The organism is Paenibacillus sp. PK1-4R (assembly GCF_030369595.1).
Classification (GTDB): domain Bacteria; phylum Bacillota; class Bacilli; order Paenibacillales; family Paenibacillaceae; genus Paenibacillus.
Genome location: NZ_CP126535.1, coordinates 4,435,220 through 4,448,108, shown reverse-complemented (window position 1 = coordinate 4,448,108; position 12,889 = coordinate 4,435,220). Strand labels below are relative to the sequence as shown.

Annotated in this window: 13 protein-coding genes and 1 riboswitch; all 13 genes read left to right on the top strand. The window is 46.5% G+C overall.

Going from position 1 to position 12,889, the window contains the following annotated elements; genetic code table 11:
- Positions 1 to 62: 62 nt before the first annotated feature.
- The 13 genes from lysA (at position 63) to QNO02_RS19190 (ending at position 12,884) form a co-directional block, all read left to right on the top strand.
- The gene (lysA, locus tag QNO02_RS19250; protein WP_017687645.1) at positions 63 to 1,394 is read left to right on the top strand and encodes a diaminopimelate decarboxylase; all 1,332 of its coding nucleotides are present in this window, start codon (positions 63 to 65) and stop codon (positions 1,392 to 1,394) included.
- Between the two features lie 249 nt (positions 1,395 to 1,643).
- Entirely contained in the window at positions 1,644 to 2,075 is a 432-nt protein-coding gene (locus QNO02_RS19245; RefSeq protein WP_017687646.1) for a peptidylprolyl isomerase, read from the top strand.
- A 107-nt stretch (positions 2,076 to 2,182) separates the two neighbouring features.
- Entirely contained in the window at positions 2,183 to 3,496 is a 1,314-nt protein-coding gene (locus tag QNO02_RS19240) for a hypothetical protein (protein WP_289389686.1), read from the top strand.
- A 168-nt stretch (positions 3,497 to 3,664) separates the two neighbouring features.
- Positions 3,665 to 3,831: riboswitch (FMN riboswitch) on the top strand.
- Between the two features lie 323 nt (positions 3,832 to 4,154).
- Positions 4,155 to 5,258 (top strand): bifunctional diaminohydroxyphosphoribosylaminopyrimidine deaminase/5-amino-6-(5-phosphoribosylamino)uracil reductase RibD, encoded by a 1,104-nt coding sequence (gene ribD / locus QNO02_RS19235; RefSeq protein WP_176872572.1) that lies wholly within the window; start codon positions 4,155 to 4,157, stop codon positions 5,256 to 5,258.
- Positions 5,259 to 5,319: 61 nt separating this feature from the next.
- Entirely contained in the window at positions 5,320 to 5,988 is a 669-nt protein-coding gene (gene ribE, locus QNO02_RS19230; RefSeq protein ID WP_091028882.1) for a riboflavin synthase, read from the top strand.
- A gap of 32 nt (positions 5,989 to 6,020) precedes the next feature.
- On the top strand, positions 6,021 to 7,253 hold the full coding sequence (locus tag QNO02_RS19225) for a bifunctional 3,4-dihydroxy-2-butanone-4-phosphate synthase/GTP cyclohydrolase II (protein ID WP_091028885.1): 1,233 nt from the start codon (positions 6,021 to 6,023) through the stop codon (positions 7,251 to 7,253).
- 101 nt (positions 7,254 to 7,354) lie between these two features.
- A complete protein-coding gene (gene ribH / locus QNO02_RS19220) occupies positions 7,355 to 7,822 on the top strand; it encodes a 6,7-dimethyl-8-ribityllumazine synthase (protein WP_017687651.1) in 468 nt (155 codons plus the stop codon).
- 104 nt (positions 7,823 to 7,926) lie between these two features.
- Complete coding sequence (locus QNO02_RS19215; RefSeq protein ID WP_076328266.1) at positions 7,927 to 8,727, top strand: segregation and condensation protein A; 801 nt, start codon at positions 7,927 to 7,929, stop codon at positions 8,725 to 8,727.
- Positions 8,696 to 9,352 (top strand): SMC-Scp complex subunit ScpB, encoded by a 657-nt coding sequence (scpB, locus tag QNO02_RS19210; protein WP_133385393.1) that lies wholly within the window; start codon positions 8,696 to 8,698, stop codon positions 9,350 to 9,352. Before QNO02_RS19215 ends, scpB begins: the two co-directional genes overlap by 32 nt.
- 188 nt (positions 9,353 to 9,540) lie before the next feature.
- The gene (locus QNO02_RS19205; protein WP_133385392.1) at positions 9,541 to 10,272 is read left to right on the top strand and encodes a DUF2953 domain-containing protein; all 732 of its coding nucleotides are present in this window, start codon (positions 9,541 to 9,543) and stop codon (positions 10,270 to 10,272) included.
- 147 nt (positions 10,273 to 10,419) lie between these two features.
- Positions 10,420 to 10,902 carry a GerW family sporulation protein gene (ytfJ, locus tag QNO02_RS19200; RefSeq protein WP_036607830.1) on the top strand — a complete coding sequence of 161 codons (483 nt, stop codon included), beginning with the start codon at positions 10,420 to 10,422 and terminating at the stop codon, positions 10,900 to 10,902.
- A 130-nt stretch (positions 10,903 to 11,032) separates the two neighbouring features.
- Positions 11,033 to 12,226 (top strand): D-alanyl-D-alanine carboxypeptidase family protein, encoded by a 1,194-nt coding sequence (locus QNO02_RS19195; RefSeq protein ID WP_289389684.1) that lies wholly within the window; start codon positions 11,033 to 11,035, stop codon positions 12,224 to 12,226.
- Positions 12,227 to 12,257: 31 nt separating this feature from the next.
- Positions 12,258 to 12,884 (top strand): nucleoside recognition domain-containing protein, encoded by a 627-nt coding sequence (locus QNO02_RS19190; RefSeq protein ID WP_289389683.1) that lies wholly within the window; start codon positions 12,258 to 12,260, stop codon positions 12,882 to 12,884.
- Positions 12,885 to 12,889 lie beyond the last annotated feature (5 nt).

Here is a 12,889-nt window from a genome sequence, read left to right as displayed (position 1 = left end):
CTGGTGTAAAATCATTGGAATAGCAACTGTTCCAGTATATAAAAAAGTGAGGAATGCAGATTATGTATTTACATGGTACAAGTAAAATAAACGCGCAAGGGCATCTGGAGATTGGCGGAGTTGATGCAACAGATTTGAAAGAACAATTTGGAACTCCCCTGTACGTTGTGGACGAGCAATTGGTTCGCGAGCGTTGCAGAGAGTATATGGAAGCATTCCGTGCTTCCGGATTGGGCTTCCAGGTTGCTTACGCAAGTAAAGCATTCTGTGTAATGGCGATGTGTGCCCTTGCAGCTGAAGAAGGACTTTCCCTGGATGTTGTATCTGACGGTGAACTGTTTACTGCACTGCAAGCAGGATTCCCGGCTGAGCGCATTCACTTCCACGGTAACAACAAAACGCTGGAAGAGATCGAAATGGCTCTTGATGCGGAGATCGGATGCTTTGTTGTTGATAACTTCAATGAACTACATCTGTTGCAGGCTGTAGCAGCGGACAAAAATCGTAAAGTAAACATTTTGCTTCGTGTGACGCCTGGTGTTGAGGCACATACGCATGAATATATTTCTACAGGTCAAACGGATTCCAAATTTGGATTCGATATCGGTAATGGTACGGCATTTGAAGCGATTGACTTGGCTTCCAAGCAGTCTAACCTGGTATTGCTCGGTGTGCATTCCCACATCGGTTCCCAGATCTTCGAAGTTGAAGGCTTCCAGATGGCTGTTCAACGTGTTGCTGAATTTGCAGCAAGTGTATATGAGCGTCTTAATGTTGCTTTCAAAGTGGTTAACCTTGGTGGTGGATTCGGAATCCGTTATATCGATGGAGATACACCGCTTGAAGTTGCGCAATACGTGAAGGCTATTACAGACGCAGTTAAAAATCATTTTGCTCAAATCGGCTATGCCGTACCTGAGATCTGGGTTGAGCCAGGCCGCAGTATCGTGGGTGAAGCGGGAACAACGCTGTATACTGTTGGAACAAGCAAAGACATCCCAGGCGTGCGTAAATACGTTGCCGTTGATGGTGGTATGACCGATAACCCACGTCCTGCTTTGTATGAATCCAAGTACGAAGCTGTGCTTGCCAACCGTGCGAATGAGGCTGCTCAGGAAACGGTATCTGTTGCGGGTAAATGCTGCGAGAGTGGCGATATGTTGATCTGGGATCTGGACCTGCCAAAAGTGGAGAGCGGCGATCTGCTCGCTGTAGCTTGTACAGGTGCATATAACTACTCCATGGCGAGCAACTACAACCGTATTCGTCGTCCGGCTGTTGTGTTTGTCAAAGACGGTCAAGGAGATGTCGTAGTACGCCGTGAGACGTATCAAGATATCATCCAGAATGACCTGGTACCAGCGCGCATTGGCAAACAGCCAGTAACTCGCTAATTCGTCAAAAAATAATGCGTTTCTGCATTATTCAGGATATAGGGATTTTAAATTTGAAGCAGATGAAAAGGGAACTTCCTTTTTCGTCTGCTTTTTGTATATTCGGACTAAATTATGAAAAAAAGTTTCCGTTTTTTTTGCGATCCAGTCATTTTCGGTGTACACTAAGAAAAGTGCTGTAATGCTTGACCCAGGGTCATGCGTTCTGGCACCATTAACGATGGTCAATACGAAAGGAGTCATTTACATATGGCGAAACAAGCGAAAATTAAATTGGCAAACGGCGGAGAAGTTCTGATCGATCTGTTCGATCAAGAAGCTCCAAACACAGTAGCAAACTTTGAGAAACTGGCTAACTCCGGTTTCTACAATGGTCTTACATTCCACCGCGTTATCCCGGGCTTTGTAGCTCAAGGCGGATGCCCTAACGGTAGCGGTGCAGGTGGCCCAGGTTACACAATCAATTGTGAAATTAACCCGAACAAACATGAGCGCGGAACACTTGCTATGGCACATGCTGGCCGTAACACAGGTGGAAGCCAGTTCTACATCTGCTACCAACCGCAACCACATCTGGATGGACAACATACTGTATTTGGTAAAGTAACTAAAGGTATGGAGTTCGTGGACGCTTTAGAAGGTAAAGACAAAATGGAAACTGTTGAAGTTGTAGAAGCTTAATACCTTCACCTTAACTGGATCCAAACATGAAGTGCTTCTTTTATAGAAGCACTTTTTTTGTTTTTTTACATACTTGAAATCGATGATTAGAAAGGATGAATAAAACCTTGGATACGGTTACTCAGCTAAGCTTGTTAAAACAAATTTATAGTGAGCGCACGTTGTGGGATGAAGAACTGCAGGCATCGCGCCATGTCGTTCCGGATAGTCTATCCGTAAAGGATCGAGAAGCGCTTGAGGCAGCGGGGCATGAACCGAATCGATTTGTACGTTCCCAACATGATGAAACGATTACTGAGCTGAAAAAAGTTGCGAATCAATGGACGCTGAATGATGCAGCGCAGGCTTTTGTATCCTCTTTGTGGTCAGCACCCATGATCTGGCGCTCGTTGCTTACGGGCAAGCTTATTGCGAGCAGTATGCCAAGTCATGGACATACGCCATATCCATCTTCAAACACTTGTAAGATTTGCGGATTAAGTGTAGATCAAGCAACCGACACGACGCTGCAATGGTATTGGCGCATGACCAATGGAACCCCGTTGGACGGTGATCCTTTTGGATATGTGCTGGCACTTCGAGAGTTGGCGGCAGCGCAGGAGCTTCCAATACCCAATGATTACGACCGTTGGACATTCCGTGCGGTGTTAACGGTGCTGCGCGAATTACCTCCCAAAACACGCTACAGCAAGGCAGCAGTAGCGCTCAAGAAGGAACGTCTTTTGCCTACACAGAAGGAATATGCCTACCGTGATTTGCTTGAGACGTTAGCTTTGATTGGCATATTGGATACGCCGGAACATCCTGGAATGATCACGGAATTCACCACTTACATGCAACGTGACGCACGCCCCAATGTTCGGGTTGAGGTACAGGCGCCTCTGGCGTGGTGGGACTCATCTGTAGGAATCAATGAGAACAACCTGAACAAGATATTTCATGATTTTGATCTGAATAATATATCTCTTGCGGATAAGCCTGATGAGAGTCCAGCTGTAAAGGACACGATCTTAGGAGCATTGGAGAAGAAGAGAAGTGTTCGCGGAAAAGTACCAAAGGCATCTCCTGATGCAGGTACCGGGGAGGTACAGTCTGGAGATGTGTATGCTGTTCGGGTCCGGGAAGGTGTATGGGTGACAGTATACTGTCATGAAGTCAGAGACAAGCGTGTCATCGTTGAATATTTGGATGGTGTCTTTCCAGAGATGCCGGGAAAAGCAGATTTGCATGGAACGTTTCGACCGAGAGCGAATGGACGCTGGAAATGCTCGGCTATTGCGATTGATTCCACAAGTTGGGTCAGAAGGGTGGCAAGAGAGTTCCCGCTGCCAACTTCGCCCCTGCAAGAACCTGATCGCACTCCATTCCATAATGCCAAAGAATTAAAGCATATGGCGAGCTGGTGTTTTCCTGATATGTAGAATGCTGCGATGGATGTGAAATGTGCCTCCAAACAAAAACCGTACCTCCTTGAGAGGAAGCGGTTTTTTGTTGTTTCTTAGCTTATTAAAAGTTAGTATGTGACAAAAAGGAACAAAAAACAATTGATTTTTTGGCATTAAAGTGCTAACATCCAAGTAATAACGAAAGCAATCCTTCAGGGCAGGGTGCAATTCCCTACCGGCGGTGATGCAGGAAGTGTAAGGACACATGTCCAGCACTTGATGCAAAGTCCGTGACCTGTCTGCCAGTGGCAGATGGCTGATCTGGTGTAATTCCAGAACCGACAGTATAGTCTGGATGGGAGAAGGAGAGGTGCAGACCTAACAGGTTTGCATTCAGCAGGAGTATTGCTGTACAGTCACGATTTGTCATGTCTTGCACTGTGCAGGGAAGATCCGGTTACGCCGGACAGTTCCATACATATGCCACACGATAAAAGCTCTTTACCTGTAATTGATGTTCATTAAGGTATGTGTCTATTTTCACTTGCCCGAAATGAAGTTTTGGGCAAAGTGTTGGCGTGCTGTATCCATTTCACTCCTGCTGGTGACATTTGTCTCTCATCATCCCCATCGAACTGATTGTTCGACGGGGATTTTTTAATAAAAAAGACTTTAAACCGCGGGGTGAACGGATTTGGAAATGATCAATGATGAATTTTATATGGCACTGGCATTGGATATGGCGGAACGAGCACAAGGACAGACGGGGATTAATCCGGTCGTTGGATGTGTAGTTGTGAAAGAAGGTCGTATTGTAGGTCTGGGGAGCCATCTGAAACGTGGAACCGGTCATGCGGAGGTGCATGCTCTTAACATGGCAGGCAGCGATGCAGAAGGAAGTACGGTATACGTTACACTTGAGCCCTGTAGTCATTATGGCAAGACGCCACCTTGTAGTGAACGCCTGATTCATGAAAAGGTAAAACGTGTTGTCGTATGTTGTGAAGATCCAAATCCGCAAGTATCCGGCAGAGGCATCAGCATGCTTCGTCAACAAGGCATTGAAGTTGAAGTTGGCGTACTGCGTGAGCGTGGAAGACGCATGAATGAAAAATTCATTAAATTTATAACAACGGGTCTACCTTTTGTGACACTGAAAACGGCTACTACTTTGGATGGCAAAATTGCTACTCGCAGCGGAGACAGCAAGTGGATCTCCAACGAGCCCGCTCGTGAGATTGTGCATGCCCTTCGTCATCGTCACCAGGGAATTATGGTTGGCGTCGACACAGTGATTGCCGATAATCCGGAACTTACAACCCGTTTACAAGTGGAAGGCATTAGTCCGGTGCGCATTGTGGTGGATTCCAAGTTGCGTCTTCCCGTAGGTGCCAAAATGGTTAAGGATGGTCTTGCTCCAACATGGGTTCTGACCACAGACGAAGCCAGTCCTGAAGCTGCTGAACGTTTGGAAGCTTATGGTGTTGAGATTATACGCTGTGGTCCTGGACCACGTGTGGATCTGTTAAGCGGACTTAGCAAGTTGGGTGAGCGTGAGATTGGTTCGATTTTGCTTGAAGGTGGGGGCACTCTGAATGGAGCCATGCTGGAGGCACGGTTGGTCGATCGACTGCTCATGTTTATCGCACCGAAGATTGTAGGCGGTTATGATACACCTGGAAGCTTCCGCTTCGAAGGTGTGGAACGTATGAATCAGGCGATTCAATTGAATCAGTTGGAGATCGAAAAAGTTGGAGATAATATCAGCATTGGCGGTATTCCGGTGTGGCCTGAATAAATAAATGAATTTTAAAGAAACAAGTTAGACTCTTTATAAATTAAAGAAGGGAGGCGGCAGCATGTTTACCGGTTTGGTGGAAGAAGTCGGTCAGATCCGGCGTATTGGTCGGAAAGGCGAAGCGATGGTCCTGAATATCGGAGCTTCCGCCATCATGGACGATCTGAAAATTGGTGATAGTGTAGCAGTGAACGGCGTGTGCTTAACTGCGACAACGCTCGAAGGTGGAGGTTTTACCGCCGATGTAATGCCTGAAACCTATCGCCATACCAATCTCAGTCAGCTGCAATCTGGCAGTAAAGTTAATCTGGAGCGGGCCATGCAATCCGGCGGTCGTTTTGGCGGACATATCGTTCAGGGCCATGTCGATGGTACCGGAGTGATTGGCAGTATAACACGTGATCAGAATGCAATTGTGTTTGAGATCAAACCTGATGATCACCAGTTGTTCAAATATCTGATTCCCAAAGGATCGGTTACACTGGATGGCATTAGCTTGACCGTTGTCCATACGTCGGATACCGCATTCACGGTTTCCATAATCCCGCATACCATTGGTGAAACTGTACTAAATGTGAAAAAGACAGGGGATACCATTAATATCGAATGCGATATTTTGGGCAAATATGTGGATCATCTGCTCCAGTATGGGAGAGGACATCGGGAGACGGGTGCTGGCAAGCCGCACAGTATCAGTGAAGATTTTCTCGCCAATCACGGATTTGTATAAATAGAGAACAGAAATTAACTGGAGGTGGACCCATGTCAGAACAATCCATTCTGGACACAATAGAAGAAGCCATATATGATCTCATGCGTGGTAAACCCGTCATTGTTGTGGATGATGAAGATCGGGAGAATGAAGGCGATTTTATCGCTTTGGCCGAAAAGGCGACACCTGAAGTCATTAATTTCATGATTACTGAAGGTAGAGGTCTGGTCTGTGTTCCGATTACACAACAACGTGCGGACGAACTTAACCTGAAACCGATGGTTCAACAAAATACGGATTTCCATGGAACAGCCTTCACCGTCTCTGTGGACCACAAAGATACGACAACAGGTATCTCGGCACATGAACGCTCTATTACCGTGAAAGGTCTGATCGATCCTGAAGCGAAAGCTGGGGACTTCCGTAAGCCTGGTCACATGTTCCCGCTGATTGCAAAAGATGGCGGTGTACTTCGTCGTGCTGGGCATACAGAAGCGGCGGTAGATTTGGCCATTATGTGTGGTTCATATCCCGCAGGCGTGATCTGTGAAGTGATTAAGGAAGATGGCACAATGGCCAGACTTCCGGATCTGCAGGAGATTGCCCGCAAACATGATCTGAAGCTGATCAGTATTCAGGACATGATTCGTTACCGTAACGAAAAAGAGCAGCTGGTCCAACGTGAAGTGGCTGTACGTATGCCAACGGACTTTGGCGAGTTTCAAGCGGTGGCTTATACAAACGCTGTGGACAACAAGGAGCATGTGGCTTTGGTCAAAGGTGAAATAGATGGTTCCAAACCCGTACTTGTACGTGTGCACTCTGAATGTTTGACTGGTGATGTATTCCATTCCCATCGTTGTGACTGTGGTCCTCAGTTTGATGCGGCACTCAAACAGATTAACGAGGAAGGCAACGGCGTACTGCTCTATATGAGACAGGAAGGCCGGGGCATTGGGCTAATCAACAAACTCAAAGCCTATAAGCTGCAAGAGGAAGGTCTGGATACGGTGGATGCAAACCTGAAGCTGGGATTTGCTGCCGACTTGCGTGATTACGGGATTGGCGCTCAAATTCTGAAAGACCTTGGGGTTCGTCAGATCAGACTGCTTACTAACAATCCTCGTAAAATTAAAGGCCTTGAAGGATATGGACTTGAAGTTGTAGAGCGTGTTGCGATCCAGATGGAAGAGAACGAGGACAATACGGTTTATCTTCATACAAAGCAAGCAAAGCTGGGGCATATGCTCAAGTTTGATGATATCGAACAAAACGAACAGTAAATATATTTTATATGAATAACGTTCACCATGTAATTTATGGAAGAGATTAATTAGGATTTCCGTTACTTACATTACATTATACCGTTAGGGAGATGACTTGAATGCCACAATTTTTTGAAGGACATTTAGTATCAGAAGGATCCAGATATGGAGTTGTTGTTGGACGTTTCAACGAATTTATCACCAGTAAATTGCTTAGCGCAGCGCTTGATGCATTCAAACGTCACGGCGTGCAGGATGATGAAGTGGATGTAGCCTGGGTTCCAGGTGCGTTCGAAATCCCTCTGATTGCGCAGAAAATGGCGGAGAGCGGAAAGTATGATGCGGTGATTACCTTGGGAACTGTCATTCGTGGATCCACTACGCATTACGATTATGTGTGCAACGAGATGGCTAAAGGGGTAGCAGCAATTAACCTGAAAACTGGCGTGCCTACAATCTTTGGATTGGTTACGACAGAAAATATTGAACAAGCGATTGAACGTGCCGGAACCAAAGCGGGTAACAAAGGTTGGGATGCAGCTACGGCGGCAATTGAGATGGCAAACTTGACGAAACAGCTAAAATAGTGCTTATTTAATAGTAGTGCCCTGCTTTGCGCAGACGAACACGGGAAACCGGATTCGGACGGCTTAGCAGGGTTTTGTATTTTTCTGGCGGGAGGATTCGTCTAGTGACGGTAGTTACATACAAACTGGAGACTTTTGAAGGGCCTTTGGATCTGCTGCTTCATCTGATTGATAAGGCTGAAATTCATATCCAGGATATTCCCATCAGCGATATTACCGATCAATACATGGCGTATCTGCATTCGATGCAGGAACTGGAACTGGATATTACGAGTGAATTTCTGGTCATGGCAGCAACATTGCTGTCGATCAAGAGCAAACTTTTATTGCCCAAACCACCGGTCATTGAGGACTTCGAGGATTATGATTTTATGGAAGAAGAAGATTATGATCCACGTGCAGAGCTGATTGCACGTCTGATAGAATATCGCAAGTACAAGGGAATTGCGCGTCATCTTCATGAACGGGAGTGGGAACGTAGCCTTATATTTTCCAAAGAGCCCGAGGATCTGCGCCCCTATATGCCCGTAGAAGCCCAATCGAACCCGGTTGAGGGTTTACACACCTCTGACCTGATTGCAGCCTTTCAGAAGGCGCTACGTAAGGCTGAGAAGCGCACAACTGTAACCCGAATCAAACGGGATGAGATTTCGGTTAAGGACCGGATACGGGATGTCATCGGCGCTTTGGAAAGTATGGGGCCGGGAGGCAGACTGTTATTCTCCAAGTTGATGGACGAGCATATCTATCGCCATGAGATTGTTGTCACTTTTCTGGCGGTGCTGGAACTGATGAAGATGAAGCAGATTGTCTGTTATCAGGAACGGATGTTTGAGGATATCGTTATGGAGTGGAGAGGGGAAACAAAGAATCATGGATTTTCCGAAATTGAAATCGATTATTGAAGGCCTGCTGTTTTTGTCCGGAGAAGAAGGTCTGAGTATCAAACAAATCGCCGAGATCGTCGACCAGCGAGTGGAACTTGTAACGGACGCGATTGAGGAGATGATTCATGAATTCTCACAGCAGGGACGAGGTGTACAGATTCTCAAGATCGCTGGTGTAGTTCAGTTGGGAACCTTGCCTGACCACGCTGTATATTTCGAGAAACTGGCATACTCTCCCGCACGCACGTCCTTATCCCAGGCGGCTCTGGAGACGCTGGCCATTGTGGCGTATCGTCAGCCGATTACACGGGTAGAGATTGAGGAAATCCGCGGTGTAAAATCGGAGCGGGCCATTCATACGCTTGTGAATAAGGATTTGATTATTGAAGTGGGACGAGCCGAGGCGATCGGACGACCAATTCTGTACGGAACGACCAAGTCATTTCTGGATTATTTCGGACTGGCTTCAATTAAAGACCTTCCGGAACCAGGCTTGTTCGAAGATTCGGAAAACCTGGAGGAAGAGACACAACTGTTATTCAACAAATTGGATTTGCAACAACTGGAACCGGAAAGTGTTGATCCGACGGATGATGCGAGTCAATTTGACAACGAAGACGATAATACGGATTCTTCACTCTAATTTGCAAGCTCATACTAACCGACACCCATCAGTGGAGTCGGTTTTTTTGTGCATTGTTTTAGAAAAATGGTGAATAGAACAGTTTCCAAACAAATATCTAATGGGATTTTTAGGTCAGACGTGAATTTTTTCCTATTCAGAGTGTCATACTAGACGAGAAAAGAATTGAGGGCTTGGAGGTAAGGCCTGTGTGGATTTGGCTTGGAGGAATCGGTTTGTTGTTCGCATTGCTGATTGCCGCAGTCCTCATCTCAAATGTTCATGTACATTTTACATTCAGTAAACATAAAAGTGATGATTACGCCAATATTAATGTTCGTTTTCTCTATGGAATTGTGCGGATTAACTATGAGATCCCGAGTATTGTTTTCCGCAATATGAAGGAAGGTTTTCTGGTCAAGACCGAACAATCCATGAATCATTCGAGAGGCGAGGCCCAGGGAAGTGAGCGGGTCAACAAACGCAAAGTCAAGAAGTGGACTAAAGATGTGAAAATTATGCTTAGGGCAACGGACGCGCTCAAGCTGTGGCTTAAGCAAACACTCACGCGCGTACATATGACCCAACTGTCCTGGGCTACCCACATCGGCGTTGGTGATGCAGCATATACAGCGGTGCTGACGGGCTGGGTGTGGAGCATCAAGTCCATTATTATTGGTTTTCTCACCTATCAGATCCGCTTTGATGAAACACCCGTGCTTCAGGTTATGCCGGTATGGTCCGATGAAATGGAATTTAGAACGGAGCTCGATTTCAGAGCGAAAATTCGGATTACAGCTGTTCTGATCGCTGGAGTTACACTACTCACCCGTGTGCTTCAAGTCGAAGGCGGATGGCGGATGTGGTTCAAACTTCTTCAGGAACAGCACCGCAGGCATAAGGAGAAACAAAAGAATAAGCTTAGTGGGACAACAGTATAAAAACCCATCATAGTCGGTCTGTTTTTGGGAATGTAAGGTTGGGGTTTGGTGAGTGTATTTAAAATGCTTATTACATAAGTCCCTTCAAGTTTGGGGATGATATGGTTAGATCAAACCTAGCTTACATTGAAACTGGAGGGAATTTAAATGTCAGATCATCCAATTCAAGGCTTAATGGAAACCGCAATGGAAAATATCAAGGCCATGGTGGATGTCAATACAATTGTTGGCGATGCAGTTGAGACACCAGATGGTACCGTGATTCTGCCAATCAGTAAGGTGGGATTCGGATTTGCTGCCGGTGGTAGTGATTTTCACGTTAATGGAGAAAGTAGTGGCAAAAGTGGTGCTACGGGTACCTCTGCAGAACATGCGAGTTCAGCTAAAGTTGCTTCTCCGTTTGGTGGCGGTAGTGGCGGCGGTGTATCCATACGTCCTATTGCGTTCCTGGTGGTAGGTAAACAGGGGGTACACATTGTACCACTTGATAACTCCACACATCTGTTTGAGAAACTCATTGACTCCACCCCTTATGTTCTGGACCGAATTCAAGGCATGTTCCAACGGAATACAACACCAACGAATACTACAGGTGTACCGGTTACACCAGATCCATCAACGTATAGCTGAATCATTTCGTCATGATCCCTCCCGCATCCAAGCGTGAGGGATTTTTGCTGTTTTTGCCCTATGGGACATACTCCAAGTTGTCCGAACATAAGATAGTACAAGATTCCAAGTGACCCGGAGGAATGAATTGATGCGAAAAATAACGAAAGTTCTTGCATGCATGCTTATCCCTGTCTTTTTGCTGTCTTCATTAGGGGTTACTCAAGCCCAAGCAACAATTCAAGGTCCGTCTACACATGCGCAAAGTGCCGCTCTCATTGATGTCACATCAGGCCGGATCTTATACAGCAAAGATGGGGATAAGGAACTGCGAATTGCCAGTTTGACCAAAATCATGACGGCGATCGTAGCGATCGAACACAGCAAGCTGGATGAGAAAGTGAAAGTGTCTCCCACGGCGTTTGCCAAAGAAGGATCGTCTCTCTATCTGAAGTTAGGTGAAGAGATGACACTTGAGAACATGTTGTACGGACTAATGCTCCGTTCAGGCAATGACGCGGCCTCTGCAATAGCGGAACATGTCGGTGGATCGGAAGAAGGCTTTGTCCTGTTAATGAACAAAAAGGCGGAGCAAATCGGCCTGACGCATTCTCACTTTATGAACCCCCATGGACTGGATGCAGAAGGGCATTATTCCACAGCCAATGACTTGGCCAGATTAACGGCATATGCGTTGCACAATCCGGTGTTCAAACGCATCGTAGCCACGGAAGACAAATCTGCACCGAATCCCAATGAAAGCTGGGAATATTCCTGGCACAACAAAAATAAAATGCTGCGGATGTACGAAGGTGCAGATGGAGTGAAAACCGGCTATACAAAAAAAGCTTTCAGATGTTTGGTCAGCTCGGCTACACGTAATGGACAGCAGCTTGCTGCGGTAACGCTGAATGATGGCAACGATTGGAACGATCATGCTCGGATGCTTGATTTCGGGTTTGAATACTTCCCATTGGTAGAGATCGCCAAGCAAGAACAGCCTGTGCAAAATACAGATGTTGTTACAGGCCGGGGATTTTGGTATCCACTTGCTGAGAGTGAGAAAAGTTCATTGACCAAAAAGTTGATTCTGCACGAAAATCGCGCCCAGTCGGAAACGAAAGTCGAAGGCAAGGAACAATCGACAGATCCTTCGTTCGGATTGGCAGGTCGCATTGATATGCAGCTTGACGGCAAACTTGTTGGCTCAATTCCGGTGTATCGCAAAGGCAGTTATATTCCTCCTGAACCGAAGACAGAAGATGCAACGCTGGGTGGAATCGGTGATGTCTCTTCCTGGGCAGCTGCATGGCGTGCCGTGTTAAGCCACCTGATGTCTCCTTAGCTAAATCGTCATTGAAGGGAGGATATAATCCATGATTAATCTAATTTGGCTGCTCATGATTTTAATCGGTTTTGCTTTTGCAGCCGTCAACGGCAATATCGAAGTGGTCACGCAAGCCGCTTTTGATGGGGCGGCAACGGGAGTCACGGTCTGTTTTGGACTGATTAGTGTGCTTGTGTTCTGGATGGGTATGATGAAAATGGCTGAAGATGCGGGTCTACTGGCTCGTATTGCCAAGCTGCTCGGTCCGGTTGTGGGTTTCTTGTTCCCCGATGTGCCCAAAAATCATCCGGCGATGGGTTATATTCTCTCCAATATGAGTGCGAATTTGCTGGGGCTAGGAAATGCGGCTACCCCGATGGGAATCAAAGCTATGCAACAGCTGCAGGAGCTTAATCCGGATAAACAAACCGCTTCTCCTGCCATGTGCACCTTACTGGCTCTGAATACGGCTAGCATTACCATAATTCCGACAACGCTAATCGCCATCCGCTTAAACTATCATTCCGCCAATGCAACAGAGATTGTGGGAACAACATTGATGGCTACCATTATCGCTACACTTGCTGCTATAATCGCCGATCGCTGGTATCGGAACAGGGCTTTACACAAACCGCCGCGCATACAGAAAAATGGCAATCCCGGCATGAAAGGATGAGCACC

What these genes read in the sequence shown, in the direction of transcription:
- lysA (WP_017687645.1), top strand. Translation starts at nt 63, where the DNA reads ATGTATTTACATGGTACAAGTAAAATAAACGCGCAAGGGCATCTGGAG.
- QNO02_RS19245 (WP_017687646.1), top strand. Translation starts at nt 1,644, where the DNA reads ATGGCGAAACAAGCGAAAATTAAATTGGCAAACGGCGGAGAAGTTCTG.
- ribE (WP_091028882.1), top strand. Translation starts at nt 5,320, where the DNA reads ATGTTTACCGGTTTGGTGGAAGAAGTCGGTCAGATCCGGCGTATTGGT.
- QNO02_RS19225 (WP_091028885.1), top strand. Translation starts at nt 6,021, where the DNA reads ATGTCAGAACAATCCATTCTGGACACAATAGAAGAAGCCATATATGAT.
- ribH (WP_017687651.1), top strand. Translation starts at nt 7,355, where the DNA reads ATGCCACAATTTTTTGAAGGACATTTAGTATCAGAAGGATCCAGATAT.
- scpB (WP_133385393.1), top strand. Translation starts at nt 8,696, where the DNA reads ATGGATTTTCCGAAATTGAAATCGATTATTGAAGGCCTGCTGTTTTTG.
- ytfJ (WP_036607830.1), top strand. Translation starts at nt 10,420, where the DNA reads ATGTCAGATCATCCAATTCAAGGCTTAATGGAAACCGCAATGGAAAAT.
- QNO02_RS19195 (WP_289389684.1), top strand. Translation starts at nt 11,033, where the DNA reads ATGCGAAAAATAACGAAAGTTCTTGCATGCATGCTTATCCCTGTCTTT.
- QNO02_RS19190 (WP_289389683.1), top strand. Translation starts at nt 12,258, where the DNA reads ATGATTAATCTAATTTGGCTGCTCATGATTTTAATCGGTTTTGCTTTT.